Origin of the sequence: Oceanobacillus picturae (assembly GCF_000612865.1) — a bacterium.
Lineage (GTDB): Bacteria > Bacillota > Bacilli > Bacillales > Amphibacillaceae > Oceanobacillus_B > Oceanobacillus_B jordanicus.
Genome location: NZ_CCAX010000001.1, coordinates 1,878,705 through 1,896,216, shown reverse-complemented (window position 1 = coordinate 1,896,216; position 17,512 = coordinate 1,878,705). Strand labels below are relative to the sequence as shown.

Annotated in this window: 18 protein-coding genes; 15 read left to right on the top strand and 3 right to left on the bottom strand. The window is 40.7% G+C overall.

What is annotated here, in order from left to right; all coding sequences use genetic code 11:
* The first annotated feature begins 6 nt into the window (after positions 1-6).
* From BN988_RS09565 to BN988_RS09535, 7 genes are all read left to right on the top strand, one after another.
* On the top strand, positions 7-1,035 hold the full coding sequence (locus BN988_RS09565) for a zinc-dependent alcohol dehydrogenase (RefSeq protein ID WP_036575611.1): 1,029 nt from the start codon (positions 7-9) through the stop codon (positions 1,033-1,035).
* 14 nt (positions 1,036-1,049) lie between these two features.
* A complete protein-coding gene (locus tag BN988_RS09560; protein ID WP_036575608.1) occupies positions 1,050-2,066 on the top strand; it encodes a TRAP transporter substrate-binding protein in 1,017 nt (338 codons plus the stop codon).
* Positions 2,067-2,564, top strand: coding sequence for a TRAP transporter small permease (locus tag BN988_RS09555; protein ID WP_036575606.1), 498 nt, complete (start codon positions 2,067-2,069; stop codon positions 2,562-2,564).
* A complete protein-coding gene (locus BN988_RS09550) occupies positions 2,561-3,835 on the top strand; it encodes a TRAP transporter large permease (protein ID WP_036575604.1) in 1,275 nt (424 codons plus the stop codon). The genes BN988_RS09555 and BN988_RS09550 overlap by 4 nt, the downstream gene beginning before the upstream one ends.
* 15 nt (positions 3,836-3,850) lie before the next feature.
* Positions 3,851-4,498 (top strand): class II aldolase/adducin family protein, encoded by a 648-nt coding sequence (locus BN988_RS09545; RefSeq protein ID WP_036575602.1) that lies wholly within the window; start codon positions 3,851-3,853, stop codon positions 4,496-4,498.
* Between the two features lie 674 nt (positions 4,499-5,172).
* Positions 5,173-6,339, top strand: a complete 1,167-nt coding sequence (locus BN988_RS09540; RefSeq protein ID WP_036575599.1) for a hypothetical protein — start codon at positions 5,173-5,175, stop codon at positions 6,337-6,339.
* A gap of 26 nt (positions 6,340-6,365) precedes the next feature.
* Positions 6,366-7,628, top strand: coding sequence for a metal-dependent hydrolase family protein (locus tag BN988_RS09535; RefSeq protein ID WP_036575598.1), 1,263 nt, complete (start codon positions 6,366-6,368; stop codon positions 7,626-7,628).
* Positions 7,629-7,818: 190 nt separating this feature from the next.
* On the opposite strand, the gene BN988_RS09530 is transcribed toward BN988_RS09535, so the two are convergent.
* From BN988_RS09530 to BN988_RS09520, 3 genes are read right to left on the bottom strand one after another with little or no spacing between them, the layout of a single operon-like run.
* The gene (locus BN988_RS09530; RefSeq protein WP_036575595.1) at positions 7,819-8,010 is read right to left on the bottom strand and encodes a hypothetical protein; all 192 of its coding nucleotides are present in this window, start codon (positions 8,008-8,010) and stop codon (positions 7,819-7,821) included.
* 18 nt (positions 8,011-8,028) lie between these two features.
* Positions 8,029-8,412: a hypothetical protein gene (locus BN988_RS09525; protein ID WP_036575592.1), complete on the bottom strand. Its 384-nt coding sequence runs from the start codon at positions 8,410-8,412 to the stop codon at positions 8,029-8,031.
* Complete coding sequence (locus BN988_RS09520; RefSeq protein WP_036575589.1) at positions 8,409-8,714, bottom strand: PadR family transcriptional regulator; 306 nt, start codon at positions 8,712-8,714, stop codon at positions 8,409-8,411. Before BN988_RS09520 ends, BN988_RS09525 begins: the two co-directional genes overlap by 4 nt.
* Before the next feature lie 142 nt (positions 8,715-8,856).
* On the opposite strand from BN988_RS09520, the gene BN988_RS09515 reads away from it, so the two are divergent.
* The 8 genes from BN988_RS09515 (at position 8,857) to BN988_RS09490 (ending at position 17,303) form a co-directional block, all read left to right on the top strand.
* Positions 8,857-9,927, top strand: coding sequence for an AbrB family transcriptional regulator (locus BN988_RS09515; RefSeq protein ID WP_036575588.1), 1,071 nt, complete (start codon positions 8,857-8,859; stop codon positions 9,925-9,927).
* A gap of 67 nt (positions 9,928-9,994) precedes the next feature.
* A complete protein-coding gene (locus BN988_RS09510; RefSeq protein ID WP_036575586.1) occupies positions 9,995-11,209 on the top strand; it encodes an MFS transporter in 1,215 nt (404 codons plus the stop codon).
* A 348-nt stretch (positions 11,210-11,557) separates the two neighbouring features.
* Positions 11,558-12,682, top strand: coding sequence for a M20 family metallopeptidase (locus BN988_RS09505; RefSeq protein ID WP_036575584.1), 1,125 nt, complete (start codon positions 11,558-11,560; stop codon positions 12,680-12,682).
* 64 nt (positions 12,683-12,746) lie between these two features.
* Complete coding sequence (locus tag BN988_RS19085; protein ID WP_187120246.1) at positions 12,747-12,899, top strand: hypothetical protein; 153 nt, start codon at positions 12,747-12,749, stop codon at positions 12,897-12,899.
* A gap of 68 nt (positions 12,900-12,967) precedes the next feature.
* On the top strand, positions 12,968-13,093 hold the full coding sequence (locus BN988_RS19430) for a zinc-ribbon domain-containing protein (protein ID WP_081779389.1): 126 nt from the start codon (positions 12,968-12,970) through the stop codon (positions 13,091-13,093).
* Positions 13,094-13,203: 110 nt separating this feature from the next.
* Positions 13,204-14,355 (top strand): IS200/IS605 family element RNA-guided endonuclease TnpB, encoded by a 1,152-nt coding sequence (tnpB, locus tag BN988_RS09500; protein ID WP_036575582.1) that lies wholly within the window; start codon positions 13,204-13,206, stop codon positions 14,353-14,355.
* A gap of 207 nt (positions 14,356-14,562) precedes the next feature.
* Positions 14,563-15,276, top strand: a complete 714-nt coding sequence (locus BN988_RS19190) for a PrsW family glutamic-type intramembrane protease (RefSeq protein WP_315970414.1) — start codon at positions 14,563-14,565, stop codon at positions 15,274-15,276.
* Positions 15,277-15,395: 119 nt separating this feature from the next.
* The gene (locus tag BN988_RS09490) at positions 15,396-17,303 is read left to right on the top strand and encodes a BglG family transcription antiterminator (RefSeq protein WP_036575581.1); all 1,908 of its coding nucleotides are present in this window, start codon (positions 15,396-15,398) and stop codon (positions 17,301-17,303) included.
* Positions 17,304-17,512 lie beyond the last annotated feature (209 nt).

The window sequence follows — 17,512 nt, the reverse complement described above, 5'->3', positions numbered from 1 at the left end:
GCCAATATGAAAGCAGTATTTGTTCAAGACGCTGAGAAAATTGAAATCAAGGACATTGACCGTCCAACAATAAACAGTGATGAAGTACTCATTAAAGTAGCGACAGCAGGAATTTGTGGTTCTGATATCCACACCTACAAAGGGCTACACCCTTTTAGAAAGCCTCCAGTTGTGATTGGCCATGAAGTGGCTGGTGAGGTTGTAGAAATTGGGGACGCGGTAAAGAACGTTAAAGTTGGCGATCGAGTGACCGTAGAACCACAAAAAGGTACCGGAGTAAGCGAAGGCGTTATGACGGGGAATGTGAATTATTCAGATGAGCGACTTGCGCCAGGCATGGGAGATTGGTTAGGAACAATGGCTGAATATTTTGTGTCACCAGAAGATCTCGTGATTTCCTTACCTGATAGTGTGAGCTATGACCAAGGTGTTCTCGTAGAACCACTTGCTGTTGGCGTTCACGCAGCATTCAAAGGAGATGTGAAACCCAGTGATAGAGTAGCGATTATCGGTGCTGGTCCAATTGGGCTGTTAACACTTGCTGCAGTAAAAGCCAAAGGCGTAACAGAGACGGTTATCACAGATGTGCTTGATTACTCACTTGATGTTGCCAAAGAACTTGATGTAACAGAAACGGTCAACATTATGGATAATCCAAATTGGATTGAGGAAACAAAAGAACGAATGGGAGGGTCTTTTGATAAAGTCTTTATCACAGCAGGTGTTCCAGGCATTATCAATCAAGCTCTCAACCTATTGAAAAAAGGTGGACGTGTCGTAACCGTCGCGATGTTCCATGGTCAGCAAGAAGTGGACATTGAACAATTACAGCAAAATGAAAAAGAAATTGTGGGCTGTATGACATATAACCGACCAGATACAGAGGAAGCGCTAGAAATTATTAAAGAAGCTAAGATTCCTGTTGAAAAAATTATCTCACATGTTCTGCATTATGAAGAAGCAGCACGTGGCTTTGAAATTGTAAATAAAAAACAAGACAACTCAGTAAAAGTTCTAGTTAGATTTGACTCATAGAGGAGGAATTTAGGGTGAAACGGGAGAGAATAATTGGTCTAATTTTACTAATAGCTGCCTTCACCCTTCTCGGAGCTTGCTCAAACACAGCGAGCTCCCAAGAAGGGGAAAAGGATGTAACAACACTAAGGCTTGGACATATCCAAAGTGAATCACATACATGGCATAAGGCCTCTGTAAAATTTGCTGAACTGGTGGAAGAGAAGACAGATGGTAAAGTAAACGTCGAAATTTATCCTAGCTCCACACTTGGTTCTGATAGAGATTTAATAGAAGGAACACAAATAGGCTCTGTCGACTTTGCATTAGTTGCAGGGGTAATGTCTAATTTTTATAAACCATATTCCATATTGGAATTGCCTTATCTATTTGATGATCAAGAACATATGGAATCCTTCTTATACGGAGAAGGTGGCGAGGAATTACAACGCGATATGTTAGAAGAAACAGGAATTCGCGGTCTAGAATTTTGGGCGCGTGCACCAAGAGAATTAACTACAAATAAACGAGTTGACACAATAGACGACTTAAAAGGAATAAAAATTCGTGTTCCAAATATTGAAGCATCTGTAGAAGGATGGGGCGCAATGGGAGCCAATCCGACTCCGATGAACTTTAGTGAAGTGTATTCGTCACTCCAAACTGGGGTAATTGATGCACAGGAAAATCCGGCATCCTTTACGACTAGTGCTAAGATTCATGAAGTACAAGACTACTTAGTCAAAACAGACCATGTTTATGGCTACGTGCAAATGATTATGAGTGATATTACGTATGAAAAGCTAAGTGAAGAAGAACAGATAGCAGTTGAAGAAGCAGCATTAGAGGCAAGAAACTATCAAAATGAGCTTGTTGCTGAGCAAGATAAGAAAGCGCTTCAAGAAATGGAAGACGCTGGAGTTGAAATAATTGAAGTAGACAAAGAACCGTTCCGTGAAGCGGTATTGCCTGTCCATGAACGCTTAGCAGATAAGTATGGCAGAGATCTCTATGATTCAATTATTGAGATGAGTAGTTTAGGGGGTAATTAGATGCAGGGCTATGTGAGTTTTATAGATAAAATTAATAAAGCAGTGAAATATATCGTATCGGCCATGTTTATCGTATTAGCGGTATTAGTGGTACTTCAGGTCATTACACGCTTTGTCATTGACTATCCGCTTAGTTGGTCTGAAGAAATATCTCGATATTTAATGATTTACATTGTATTTTTTGGGGCAGCCCTTGCAATGCGAAATAAAGAACATATTGCAATAGACTTTTTAGTAGAAATTGTAAGCGCTAAAAGAAAGAAGGTTCTAAATTCCGTTATTCTGTGGATTTCTCTTATTTTTGCAGCGATTCTTTTCTATTATGGTTCTGCTTTAACCTTAACAGTAGTAAACCAAGCTACACCGACATTGCAATTCTCCATGAGTTGGGCTTATGCAGCTATTCCTTTAGGATCTCTGCTGCTTCTGCTTAATACAATTGCTGTCATGATTGAAGACAAACAAGGTAAAACAATAGAGGGAGGTGGGGCGCAATGATAATCGCATTATTTGTATCCCTCATCATCTTATTTCTTCTAGGGGTTCCTGTTGCGATCTCTCTAGGCTTATCATCAAGTATCGCCCTGCTCGTTGCAGGAGATATCCCGTTAATGGTTCTCGCGCAGCGGGCGTTTGTATCACTCGATTCCTTCCCATTGCTGGCTATTCCGCTATTCATGCTAGCTGGTGTCATTATGGAATACGGTGGTATTTCTCAACGATTAATTAATTTAGCCAATGCTTTAACTGGACATGTTTCTGGTGGGTTGGCCATTGTAACGGTTGTAACAACCATGTTTTTCGCAGCAATTTCAGGTTCAAGTGTTGCCGCAACTGCAGCATTAGGGGCTATCCTTATTCCTGCAATGGTTGAAAGAGGTTATCATAAGGATTTTGCTGCAAGTGTTCAAGGCGTTTCAGGGACATTGGGCATCATCATCCCACCTAGTATTCCGCTGATTTTATATGGAGTGGCAGCTGGGACGTCCATTGGTGATTTATTTATCGCAGGTGTAACACCAGGTATCGTGATTGGTATCGGATTACTTATCGTGGTAATCATCGTATCTAAAAAACGAAACTACCTGAAAGAGCCGAAGAAGACAAACAAAGAATTAGGTAAAGCGTTCTTGGAAGCGATTCCTGCTCTTATTATGCCTGTTATCATTTTAGGTGGTATTTATAGTGGAATCTTTACTGCAACTGAAGCAGCCGGTATTGCCGTAGCGTACGCGTTTCTAATCAGTATTGTATTTTATAAAACGATCAACTTTAAAAATATCAACAAGATTCTTACACAAGCGACCGTTACAACATCAACGATCATGTTTATCATTGCAAGTGCTGGGCTTTTCAGTTGGATTTTAACCATCGAAAATATTCCGCAGCAGGTTGCAGAAATGTTTACATCTTTCTCTACTAATGGAACAGTATTCTTATTAGTTATTATGGTGTTACTATTATTGGTAGGAATGTTCATGGAAACCAATGCTTCTATTATCATTCTCGCACCGATTTTGGCACCGGTTGCCTTAGAAATGGGAATTGATCCAGTTCATTTTGGAATCGTGATGATCGTAACACTCGCAATTGGTATGGTAACACCTCCACTAGGGTTAAATCTATTTGTCGCAGGAAAGATTGCGAACTTGAGATTAGACCAGGTTACAAAAGGAATGATACCATTCTATATTGCAGTGATTATTACATTACTCATTATTGCACTATTCCCATCTGTATCACTGGGACTATTAAATTTGCTTGACTAAGGAGTTTTGAGAAGAATGGATAGATTAGAGTTAGTGAAAGACCTGCAAAATACAGGCGTTTTCATGATGGACAATGATCTAGCTTGGGGAACAGCAGGAAATATTAGCGCTCGGGTAAGCGAGGACCAATTTTACGTATCTGCAAGTGGAACATATCTGGGAGAAATGGATATAGGCGATTTCTCCCTCTGTTCAGATGACGGATTGGTAGAAGGGAAAAAGCCATCTAAAGAGCATATTATGCATCAAAATATTTACAAAGAGCGACCAGAGATCAATGCTATTTTGCATGCTTCTCCTTTCTACAGTACGCTTATTGCCAATACAGATATGGCCATTCCTTCTAATTATTTTGTAGAAGCAATGTACTATTTGGAAAAGATCGTACGCATTCCATATGAGCATCCAGGAAGTCTGGGGCTTGCAGATGCTGTAAAGGAAAAGGCGAAACTTGGAAATGTGATGCTACTTGAAAACCATGGTGTTATCGTATATGACACGAATTTAAAAGAAGCTAGAATGGCATTGCAGACACTGGAATATACGTGTAGAATGCATATTCAGGCAATGCAGAGTGGTATTAAGATAAACGGCTTATCGGAAGACACTGTTAACGACTTCCTTTATAATGCCGGGTACAAACCAGTTCGTAAATGGGATTAAGGTAAATAGAAAAACAGCTGAGACACAGTCTCGGCTGTTTTTTTAGGTGGATTGTTAATCAAGGGGGATGTTTAATCAATCAAAAAGGTACGTCAATCAATCAAATGGGTGGGCCAATCAACCAAAGCAGAGCCCCAATCGACCAAGATAGCTGTCCAATCAACCAAAAAAGCTGTTCAATCAATTAAAAACGTTCGCCAATCAACCAAAAAAGCTATTCAATCAATCAAAAGCGTTCGCCAATCAATCAAAAAAGCTATTCAATCAATCACGCGTCACACCCCATCCTTTCCCTATTCATTCTTTAAACAACTACCTTCATCAACGTTCTCACATAAGCTCTTTTCATGTAATAGAAATAGCCCTTGTTACCATTAAAATCCAAATATTTTATTTATCCCGGTGCAAGCGTCCGTAAGACTCCCACTTCAAAATATGAAGTGAATCTAGTTTATAGTGGGAGTTAACGGATGCTAACACTCCGATTCGTTCAACTAACAATCAGTGGGGGGAAAAAGCCCCTCATTAATTGAAGTTTTCACTTTATAAAAAATATATTGACAATTTAAAAAATGGGGCATAGAATGGGTAATAATCTTTTACTGTTTACTACGTTAAAGTGACGTCACAATCTAACGCAGGAACAAATTTAGTAGAGAAAGAAGCTGATCCTCATGATAGACGAACCCATTGTTGCTGCAATGCTAATATTTGCTTTATTCGCATTGGGAGAATTTTTATCCGTTGTTTCCAGAGCAAGAATCCCGATGTTATTTGTCGTGATGTTCGGTTATTTACTCTTACTTTGGACAGGTGTTTTTCCACCTGATATTGCCGACAAGGCGAATATTTCTGCTTTCGCTTCTATATTGCCAGCAGTGTTGATTGTGCATATGGGGACATTAATCCCTTTTAAACAATTGAAGGAGCAGTATAAGGCAGTACTTATTGCCTTATCCGGGATCCTTGTCGCCGTAGTGCTTGTTATTTTATTGGTTACACCGTTTGTTGGCTACACATCTTCCGTGGTTGGTTTAGGGCCATTAACGGGTGGTATTATCGCGTTTGTTATTACATCAGAACGTCTGCAGGAACTTGGACTAGTTAGCTTGATCACCATTCCAGCACTCATTTTAGGAATTCAAAACTTTGTTGGAATGCCGCTTGCTGCATTTTTCCTACGTAAGCTTGGCGTCTCCGTACAAAAAGAATTGCGTGAGACAGGCTATCAGACAGTAGCCGCAACGAAAGAGAAGCAAGAAAAAAGCAGGAAAAGCTTGCTTCCGGAAAAATACCAAACACAGGTCATTCTTCTCTTTCAAGTGTTTCTAGGAGCTGCCATAGCGGTAGTCCTTGGATCCTTGACAGGCATTAATTATAGTCTATGGGCACTTGCAATAGGGATTATAGGAACTTATTTCGGCTTCTATCAAGGAAGTATGATGGAAAAGGCAAATTCCTTTGGGATAACGATGGCACTCTTAATCGTTGTGGTGATGTCTTCCATGAATTCCATCACACCGTCCATGTTCACGGACTATCTTCCAGAGGTGCTTTTGATCATGGTGGTGGGGATAATCGGAATTTTAATTGGCGGCTATTTCAGTTCTAAATTATTTAAATGGAATCCAAATAAAGGAATACCTGTTGCCTTAACAGCACTATTCGGGTTTCCTGGTGATTATATTATTTGTGAGGAAGTCAGCAGAAGTATAGGAAAGGATGAGAAGGAAAGAAAGGCCATTTTTAACGAGATTTTAACACCGATGCTGGTTGGTGGGTTTACGACCGTCACGATTGCATCGATTGTGATTGCAAGTATTCTTGTTGGTACACTATAAAACTCAATAGAAGGGGAGCGTTACATATGACATACACTTTTGTAAAAAATGGCACGTTAATTGATGGCAATGGAGGAGAACCAGTAGAAAAGGCTGCTGTACTATTAAACGATGGGAAAATTGAGGCAGTGGGAAAAGAAGTAGAGTTGGCATCTTTGCAACCCGACACAAAAGTAGTTGATGCAGATGGAGGCTACATTTTACCAGGTCTATTTGATACACATGTTCACATGATGTTCCAAAAAGCAGAGATGCAGAAAACATTGGAGACACCTTTCTCCATGCGTTTTTATCAGGCGATGGATTATTTAAAGAAAACGATTGATATCGGAATCACTTCTGTAAGAGACGCAGGGTTTACGGATGTTGGTGTGAAGCAAGCGATTGAAGAAGGATTAATTGCGGGACCGAGAATGCAGGTAAGCATTAATCCGCTTACCATTACTGGTGGTCATGGGGACTCGTGGATGCGTTCTGGCATAGATGTCACGAATGTAACCTATCCTTCCATGCCGGATGCGATATGTGATGGCCCAGATCAAGTACACAAAAAGGTGCGGGAAATGCTGCGAGCAGGGGCAGATATTATCAAGGTACACGCAACAGGTGGTGTGCTTAGTCCTACTGACCATCCAGAATTTACGCAATTCTCGCAAGAAGAGCTAGAGATTATCGTGAGGGAGGCGAGCTTCCGTAATGGAGTCAAGGTAATGGCCCATGCTCAAGGTTCTGAGGGGATAAAGAATGCAGTTCGTGCCGGAATCCATTCCATTGAACATGGCATTTACTTGGATGATGAGGCAATTGAGTTGATGTTAAAGCACGGTACGTACTTAGTGCCAACATTGCTTGCGCCGGTTTCTGTACTAGAGTTGGCCGAAACGACGAATGACATGCCAGCCTATGCGGTAGAAAAGTCAAAAGAGGTTGCTGAGATTCATAAAAATAGTGTTGCCAAAGCGCATCGTGCGGGAGTGAAAATCGCAATGGGGACGGATGCTGGTGTCATGCCACATGGTACCAATTTAAGAGAGCTTGGCCTAATGTGTGAGATAGGGATGACCCCAATGGAAGCCCTACAGGCAACGACAAAAGTGGCTGCTGAATGTATGGGTTGGGATAACAAACTGGGTACATTGGAAACTGGAAAAGTAGCGGATCTTATCATTACGAAGACCAATCCGCTTACGGACATCCGGAGTTTAGAAAACAAGGAAAACATCACAACCGTCATTAAAGATGGACAACTCGTGAAGCAAAATACGGTTAAAACGACAGTACGTATATAAAGTGAAACTTCAATCAGTGGGGGTTTTCATTCTTCTCCCACTGATTGTTAGTTGAACGAATCGGGGTGTTAGCGTCCGTTTACTCCCACTCAAAACTAGCTTCACTTCATGTTTGAAGTGGGAGTCTTACGGACGGTTGCACCGGGATAAGAAGCAAAAAGGAGAGAAAAGTGGAAGCTTTTCTCTCTTTTTATGTGCTTTTTTGGTTATACAAACGACTTGCCCGCGTTACACTTAGCGCCAGAAGAATGAGGGATAATACAATAAAAACCACCCATACATCCGAATCTCCTGCTGCTAAGAAGATGGCAATAATACTTCCTATAATAGAGGAGAAAAATCCGATCATCGTCTTAACATCTTTTAACATGGTATAATTCATCATTTTTCCTCGCTTTTCTTATTTTGTGTGCTTTTGAAAAAGAAATAAAACCTTTATTATCCCACTTACATAGCAAAAATAGGATATGGCGACAACACCGAACAGCAAAATCCATTCTATTGAGAAATCAAGTATGGGAGCCATGGAAAGACTATATCCAGTGAATGCACAGACCACGATGAGTAATAGTAACAGGGGAAAACTTCTTTGCAAATGATAGAGCGATGTTTGTGATGAAGATTTAAGCAAATCTTTCCCTGCAAGGAATCGTTCCAAGATACCGTGGAAAAAGATGTTCATGACATCTCGAATGGTTGGTTTTTTCATGCTAAGTATATATAAAAGCTCTTCTCCATAACGCGCACGCCATTTTTGGGGGTATACATAGAGAAGCCATTTCATAATAAGCCAAGCCTCCTCCACCCAAGCGATGTCACTTGTTCCAATTCCTTTAGTCTTTCCTCCAGATACGCTTTGCCAGATTCCGTAACCTTATACGGCTTTCTTCTGTTTTGTAAGGGCATAGCTTCTATGAAATGCAGCTTTTCCAGTCGGCTAATGGCGCCATATAGAGTCCCTGGGCCGAGCTTTTTTTGGTAGTGTTTTTCAACATCTTCCATGATGGCATAGCCGTGCTTTTCTCCTTCAGCTAAACTGATTAAGATAAATAAAGCAGGCTCTGAAAACCGGTCAAGTGACTGCATTGCTTCACCCCATCTATTACGTTTTGTGTTATATCGTATAACGTAATAGTAACCAAAAAGATTCTATGAGTCAACTTTTGTCACAATTGTGCAAAAACCATGGTATGCTAGGTTTAGAGAGAAATAAGTAAGGGGTTTTATAATGCAAGCGAATAAAACACAACGGTTAATCTTCACATTTTTTGTTGCTGCGATTGGTGGCTATATTTTTTCCATTCTAAATATGCCGCTTCCCTGGGTGCTTGGTGCCTTAACGTTTACCTTTATCGTACAAGGGCTATTAAAGCGAGAAGCATATATCCCGACCCCAATAAAAAATACAAGCTTTATTATACTAGGAATTTATTTTGGTCTTTATTTTACATTGGAAACTTTCCAGATGATACTCCCATATTTTCTTCCATATCTTTTGCTTACCCTCATTCTTATTTTTGCTAGTATCGTTATCAGTATCATTGTTACAAAACTATCGTGGGTGAAGGTAGACAGCATGACAAGTATTTTTGGTAGTATTCCAGGGGGCTTGTCTGAGATGACATTGGCGAGTGAAGCATTTAAGGCGCGAACCTCTTTGGTGGTTATCTTTCAAACCATTCGTCTGGTGACCGTTCTCTTTACCGTTCCTTCTATTATGGCCTTGTTATTCGGACAAGGGACTGGGAACACTAGTGCTCAGGCTTCCACAGAGGTTATCCTTGGATCTCCTGTTAGCTATTTGGCTTTTATCCTGCCAGCATTGGCCGCGTTGTTTTTGAATAAAAAAATTCCAGCGGGGATTATTATTGGTGCAATTGGGGTGACAGCGGCACTTAATATTACGCTCGTGGAGCTGCCAGCAGTCCCGCCCACTCTCATGTATGCAGCACAGGTTGCGGTCGGAGCAAGCCTTGGTAAAAATATTCTATTTCGAGATATAAAGGCAGGTGGAAAGCTCTCCTTTATATATTTTGGCACATCCCTTGGCATTATTGCCTTTTCTATTCTGCTTGGTGTGATTCTAGCAAACCTAACCTCATTAGATTATGTTACAGCTATTTTAAGCATTGCTCCAGGTGGTTTATTTGAGATGGTTTTAACAGCATATAGTCTTGGGGGAGATCCTGCTGTCGTCAGCTCTTTGCAACTCATTCGCATACTTGTCATTGTAATCGGCGTGCCACCACTATTAGGTATGTTATTTCGTGATAGAAGATCAACCAGTCACATATCTTAAACTTTTTGTTTGCATTGTACTTGGACTGAGAGTTTAGGAAGGTTTAACAGAAGGAGGAAAACCGGTTATGTCATGGATCAAATGGAAGCAACCGACCATTCTTTTAATTTCAGTAGGAACTGCTAGTCTTGGAGATTTCATATATCTTATCGCTATCAACTTATTAGTTTTTCAAATAACGGGTTCAGCGGCTGCGGTGGCTGGGCTTTGGGTAGTCGGGCCCATCGTAAATGTGTTAACTAAATTTTGGACCGGAAGTTTTATTGAGTACCGAAGTAAGCGGAAGATCATGATTGTTACATATTTGGCTAGGGCGATATTTGTATTCTGCCTTCCTTTCTTATCTTCTATTTGGTTCATCTTTTTATTTCTCATCTTGCTAAGTGTTGCGAAATCATTTTTTGGCCCTTCTTCTATGACGTACATAACAGAAATGATACCGAAAGAGATGCGGAAACGTTTTAATTCTATTCAGTCCCTTACAACATCAGGTGCCTTCATTATAGGTCCAGCTGTAGCCGGATCCCTTATTCTACTTTGGGGCATCGATATAACGCTACTCTTTAACTCGTCAGCCTTTCTACTATCTGCGTTTTTCCTAATGCTATTGCCTGAAATGGGTGCAGTTGAGAAGGCAACCATACCAAAGCTTTCTTGGGATCAGGTACGAGAAGACTTCCAAGTTGTTCGTAACTTTGTTAAGGTCAACCATTATGTAGCGTATATTTACGGATTATTTCTGGTCACCACGATTTTTGCATTTGCGATGGATGCTCAGGAAGTAGTGTTTACCCAAGATGTAGTAGGGTTATCCGAAATGGATTATAGCTTACTCATTAGTATTACAGGGATTGGATCGATTACGGGTGCCATACTCTTGTCTGTTTTCTCTCATCTTTTCTCACTACGATATTTGATTGCCTTGGGAATTCTATTTCAGTCGGTTGGGTATGTTCTCTATGCCTTCTCCTGGTCGTTCTTAACCATAACGATCGGCTTCATCATATTAGGCTTCTTTAACAGTTTCTTAAACACGGGAATAATGACGTTTTATCAGAATAATGTCCCAACAAATTTAATGGGAAGGGTAACAAGTCTTGTGCAATTACTGCAAAGCGCCCTACAAATTTTAATGGTATTACTGGTTGGAACGATGGGGGACCTTATTTCCCTTAGAATAATGATCATTGTGTTATCTATTGCTATGCTGATAATAGCCATTCTAATTGGATACAGTGCATTAATGCCGGCCAAGAAAACGTATTTTAGAGAAGCAAGTTAAGGGTTTTTAGATAATAGTAGGGGAATACCAATAAAAACAACTTGTATCGCTATAAAAGTTATTAATTTCAATTAACTTATTCTAGGGCATATGAGGTCGCAAAGGATGAGGTTATTAAAAAAAGGGCGTCAAAAACGCCAGATGCCTTCGTTATCCGTTTGGTTTGTTGCTCCTTGCAGCGATTTTTACATATATTATATCAACAGGAATTTTTGAAAGAGAAAGCTCAGGCGGGCACTACGCTATTTATTGTACCACTCGTCCTTATTTGGGCATTCATTGGCGCAGTATTTAATAGCATTGCGGTTCTTATAAATTACGGACCATTCTAACGAAAGGAGAAACAACATGGATCAGATAAAAGCATACATGACTAAACATCACCAGGACATTATGGAGGATATGAAATACATTGTGGAGAGTGAATCGCCTTCCCATGATAAAGCACTACTGGACGTTTGCGGTCAACGAATCCAAGACTTATTGGAAAAGCACTTTGGCTATCGAGCAATGTTAATAGAAGAGAAGGAACACGTAAATCATTTACGGTTTGAATACGGAGAAGGGGAAGAAAAACTCTTAATTCTGTCCCATTTTGATACCGTTTGGGATAAAGGAGAGCTTCCTATTAAGGAAGAGGGAGGCAAAATCTTTGGTCCAGGCATCCTCGATATGAAAGGTGGGCTTGTCCAAGCGATTTGGTCGATGAAAGCATGCAAGGATCTAGGTCTGCACGTAAATAAGCGCATCGTTTTCTTGTGTACAAGTGATGAGGAAATTGGCAGTCCAAGCTCGCAAGCATTGATCGAACAGGAAGCGAAAGGCAGCTTTTGTGTTTTGGTTACAGAGCCTCCCGTTGCTGGAAGCGGGGCATTAAAAACAGAACGAAAAGGTTCTGCTCGCTACTATGTAGATGTAACAGGCAAAGCAGCCCACTCTGGTAATCATCATGAAGATGGGGTGAATGCCATTAAAGAAGTGGCCGAACAAATTCTTTATTTAGAGTCGCTTACAGACTACGATAAAGGCACAACCGTGAATGTAGGCTCTGTGGAGGGTGGAGGGCCGCTAAATGTTGTTGCCGATGCAGCCTCGATTGGGGTTGATGTAAGAATGGAAACCGAAGAAGAACAAGACAGAATCGAACACATTATGGAAGAGCTAGAACCTCATACAGAGGGCGCAAAAATAAAGGTGCACGGTGGCGTTATGCGACCACCAATGCATAAGAATGAACGAACAGAAAAGCTATTTACAAAAGCAAAAGAAGTAGCCCAAGAGCTAAATATGGAGCTTAAGGAAGAGAGTGCAGGTGGCGGAAGTGATGGTAACTTTACTGCAGCGATGGGGGTTCCTACCCTCGATGGACTTGGTGCTGCTGGTGAAGGGATACATGCCAGAGATGAACATATTTTGATCGATGACATTCCGGAGCGAACCGCTTTGCTTTGTAAGTTACTTTATTCGGTTTAAATCGCTGGGGATTTTCCCAGCTTAACCTGAATAGGAATAATAAAGAGTAAGGGGGATGAGGAAAATGAATCAAGGTATGGGTGGCGTTGTTTTTGTTGGCAGCATGTTTCTTGGAATTGGGCTAGGACTGCTTTTTGATAATGTGGCAGCAGGAACGTTGATTGGTATGGGTGCGGGGTTCTTAGCTATGGCTTTCAGCAGTAGGAAAAGAAGCTGAATTTGGTTGCAAGTTTGAGCAATTTAGGGTAATAATTTGATGAAGTGTATAAAAGAAGGAGGATTTCTATGTATTGCCCTAATTGTGGAATAAAGGTGACACCGGAAGCGAAGTTTTGTCCGTCTTGTGGTATAAATCTAAATATTCTGTTTATTGGTTTTGGACAAGAAGACTCCATTCTCAAGCTTAGCTAGGGTGGAGATGAATTGTTTGGTTCTCCTGTATTACATACAAATAACGAACATTCGTGCGTGTTTTTCTGATATAATAGATGCAATATTCATATAAGAAAGTTGTGAAAAATATGTCTATTCACAAAGCCTATAAATTCCGAATCTACCCAAATGCATCACAAGAAGTCTTCATTGCGAAGACGATTGGTTGCTCCCGTTTTGTGTTCAATCATTTTCTGAATCAATGGAATGTAGCTTACACGAAGACGGGAAAAGGCTTGACATACAAGGCTTGTTCCTCCCAGCTGACACAACTCAAAAGGCAACTGGTGTGGCTCCAAGAAGTGGATAGCATAGCCGTGCAGTCAGCGCTTAAACACTTGGCTGATTCATACAACCGCTTTTTTAAAAAACAAAATAAAGCGCCACGGTTTAAGTCAAAGAAAAATCCTGTTCAGTCTTATACAACCAAGTGTACCAATCATAATATAGCGGTAGTTGGGAACAAACTCAAATTGCCAAAATTAGGTCTTGTCAGATTTTCCAAGAGCCGGGAAATTGACGGACGTATCCTGAGCGCTACGATAAGGCGCAATCCGAGTGGGAAATATTTTGTTTCCGTTTTAGCTGAAACAGAAGTAAAGCCGTTAGCCAAAACTGGTTCTGCTGTTGGAATTGACGTCGGACTCAAGGATTTTGCCGTTCTTTCGGATGGAACAGTATATAAGAATCCGAAACACTTTCGTACATTAGAGTCCCGCTTGGCAAAAGAACAGTGTATCCTGTCCCGGCGTAAAGAGCTGGCGCTAAAGCAAAACCACCCATTACAGGACGCCATGAACTATCAAAAGCAAAAGCGTAAAGTGGCCCGTCTCCATGAACGTATCAACAATGCACGGCAGGATTACCTTCATAAAATTTCTACTGTTATTGTCAAAAACCACGACATTATCGGGATCGAAGACTTGCAGGTGTCCAACATGCTGAAAAATCACAAATTAGCAAAAGCTATTAGCGAAGCGAGCTGGTCACAGTTTCGACAGATGCTGGAATACAAAGCGGCTTGGTATGGGAAGCAAGTGATAATCGTTGCCAGGAATTTTCCGTCTAGTCAGCTTTGTTCCACACCAAATTGTGGCTATCAAAATAAAGCCGTTAAAAATCTCGGGTTGCGCCAATGGGTTTGTCCCCATTGCGGCGCACATCATGACCGTGATAAGAATGCAAGCTTGAATCTTAAAAACGAAGCGTTACGACTTCTAACTGCGGGGACGCAGGGATAGCCTAATAACATAACTTTCGGTTACGAAGGTGTTCTTAGGAATCCCCCACTTCAAACGTCCGTTAAGTGGGGGTCATTCAATTCTGGAACTTCTTTGACGACACCAAAGGAGGAAGAAATCTCTACCTCTTGGCCAAAGCCGTGGTTGTTTTCTAGAATCTTTCTCATTCTGGCGGTTACATATCTTTTCCTATACGTATGTACTTATATGTTTCATAATCCTAACGCTTTGCCAGGACTTATTGTGGTTGGATCGTTTGTCGTACCCTTTTCCTTACTCATTTTCTTTTGGGAAATGAACGCTCCACGGAATCTGAGTATCTATGAAATTGCCAAAATGTTTTTCATAGGGGGGACTGCTTCGCTTGTGACCACCTTAATCTTGTTCTCAATCGTGCCGGTTTATAACCTGAATGTTGGGGGCGCCATCATCGTAGGCGTAGTGGAAGAAGTCGGAAAGCTAGTCATCATTCTTTATTTTATAAAGAAATTGAACCCAAAGTACATATTAAATGGCCTACTTATTGTGGCTGCCATTGGGGCAGGATTTGCAGCATTTGAATCAGCAGGCTATGCCTTCCGCTTCGGCACGATGAATGGGACGGATTTTATGCTTTCTGTCATGTTTGACCGGGCCTGGATGTCCATTGGCACACATGTTAGTTGGGCAGCCATAACAGGGGCCGCGCTCGTCTATGTCAAAAAAGCGGAGCCCTTAAAAGGGGAGCATTTAACCGATGCAAAATTTCTTAAGCTCTTTGCTGTCCCTGTCATACTCCATTCTGTTTGGGATATGCCGCTCTATTTATTCCAAGTATTTAATCTGATGTATATCGTGCTAATTATAATTGCTTGGATATTTATCTTCACGTTAATTCATGCAGGGTTGAAACAGATCGTTCGATTAAATGTAGGCCAATAGACAGTTGGGGAAGAAGACGTAATATGCTATCTTTTAGATAGGATAAAGTGAAACGTCATTTTGTAAGGCTCTTCCTGCCAGGTGAGGCGGAATAAATATTCAATTAATGAGGGTTGTATATGAATGCACGCTGTGAAAAAATTCTACAATTACTCCTTTCAGCCAAGCAAGCTATCACAAGCGAAGAGATTTCCTTAGCACTCCAAGTTAGTTCAAAGACGGTAAGAAATGATTTAAAGGACCTTCAGCCACTACTCTTAGAAAATCATATAAAATTGACATCAATTCGAGGGAAGGGCTATGAGCTACTTCCCTCTGATAAGGAAAAAGTGACTCTACTATTAGAACAACAGGCACTAAAAGCTTCGCCAATTGAGCCGGAAAATAGGGTCTATTTTTTGATGGAAAAATTACTCTTGCAAACAACCTATACCAAACTTGAAGATATGGCTGATGAACTGTTCATTAGCCGCTCAAGTCTGCAAGGGGATTTGCGGCAGGTCCGGGAGATATTGAGTGATTATAACCTAGCACTAGAGCAAAAGCCTAATTATGGGATAAAAGTCATCGGCGATGAGATGCAAATACGCTTCTGTATTGCAGAATGGCTTTACCAACAGGATTCATCTGTCTTACGAGGTGCTGTCGACTTGGACATTTTGCCAGAAAAGGATTTGCAGACTATAAAAAATAGTATTTTAACCAACCTACGAAAAAATCAAATTCTCATCTCAGATATAAGCCTCCAAAACCTCATTACCCATGTTGCCATAGCTGTTAGACGACTGGGAGAAAATCAAGCGATTGGAACAGGCTTGGATTACGCCCATTTAAAGAATGAAAAAGAATATATCGTTGCTAGAAAAATAGTAGACGATATAGAGGATACTTTACAGATTACGTTTCCAGTAAATGAAGTGGCCTATTTGGCCATGCATTTATTAGGCACAAGGCTTGTATCACCAAACGAAAAGGTGGATCGCCATGTTTGTAGCATGGATCCAGCAATTTCTGAACTGGTAGAGAAGATGGTAGAAAGAATAGATAATCAGTATGGTTTTCAATTGAAAGAGGATATGGAATTACGGTTAGCATTAGCTCTGCATCTAAAGCCTGCTATCAATCGCTACCACTACCAAATGAACATTCGCAATCCGTTGCTAGATGAGATTAAATTAAATTATCCACTATCTTTTGAAGCAGCACTTATTGGCAGTGAGGTATTAAATGAAATCCAATCTATTAAACTGGTAGAGGATGAAGTGGCCTATCTTGCCCTTCATTTGGAAGTGGCACAAGAACGGAAGAAACAGGAAGCTAGGAATAAACAAAGATGTCTCATTGTGTGTGCTTCAGGGATGGGCAGCGCCCAGCTGTTGACGTATAAATTAAAGGATCTTTTTCATGAAGAGATAGTTATTGCTGGAACTACTGAAATGCACAATTTAAAGCATTACGCCCTTGACGAAATTGATTTTATTATTACGACGATCCCCCTCCTATGGGATCCAGGAATTCCTGTTATCCAAGTAAGCACTATATTAGGGAAAGCGGATATATCCGAAGTGAAGGGGATGATGAAGAGAAACACTCAAGTAATACGTAACTATTTTTTGGAACCGTTTACATACTTCCGTAAAGAATTTACGAAACCTGAAACAATTTTGCGTTTCCTATGTAACGATCTCGAGAGATTGGGACTGGTTGATAGCAACTACCTCGACTCGGTCTTGCAAAGAGAGGCATATGCATCCACCAGTTTTGGCAACCTTGTCGCAATTCCTCATCCATTGGAGCCACAAACGGACCGTACATTTTGGTCTGTTATGACACTCGTAAAACCTATTGAGTGGGGAGACAAGCCGGTCCAGTTAATATTTCTCTTAAATGCCAGCAAGGATAGGCAGCATGAACTCAAGCCGATGTTTGAAGAAATAGGGAACTTGTTGGAGGATCAGCATCTGATTAGACGACTAGTTGCAGCTAGAAATTTTAATGCGTTTAAGCGATTGATGGGTATAGGGTGATTTCCCTTGCGTTTTTAACAATTTCCCTTAGCAGTGTGTTTCATTTAATGGATGGCGTATAGAGAATCAATCTGCCTTTATTTACAAAAGGTTGGCTTGATTCTTTTTTCATTTTTGATTTCCATACAGCCTTTTTCCGTTGCCAATGGAAAAAGAGTGGGTGCAAATGACTTATTTTTCAGAATAAAATATTAATGACACATTAAAGA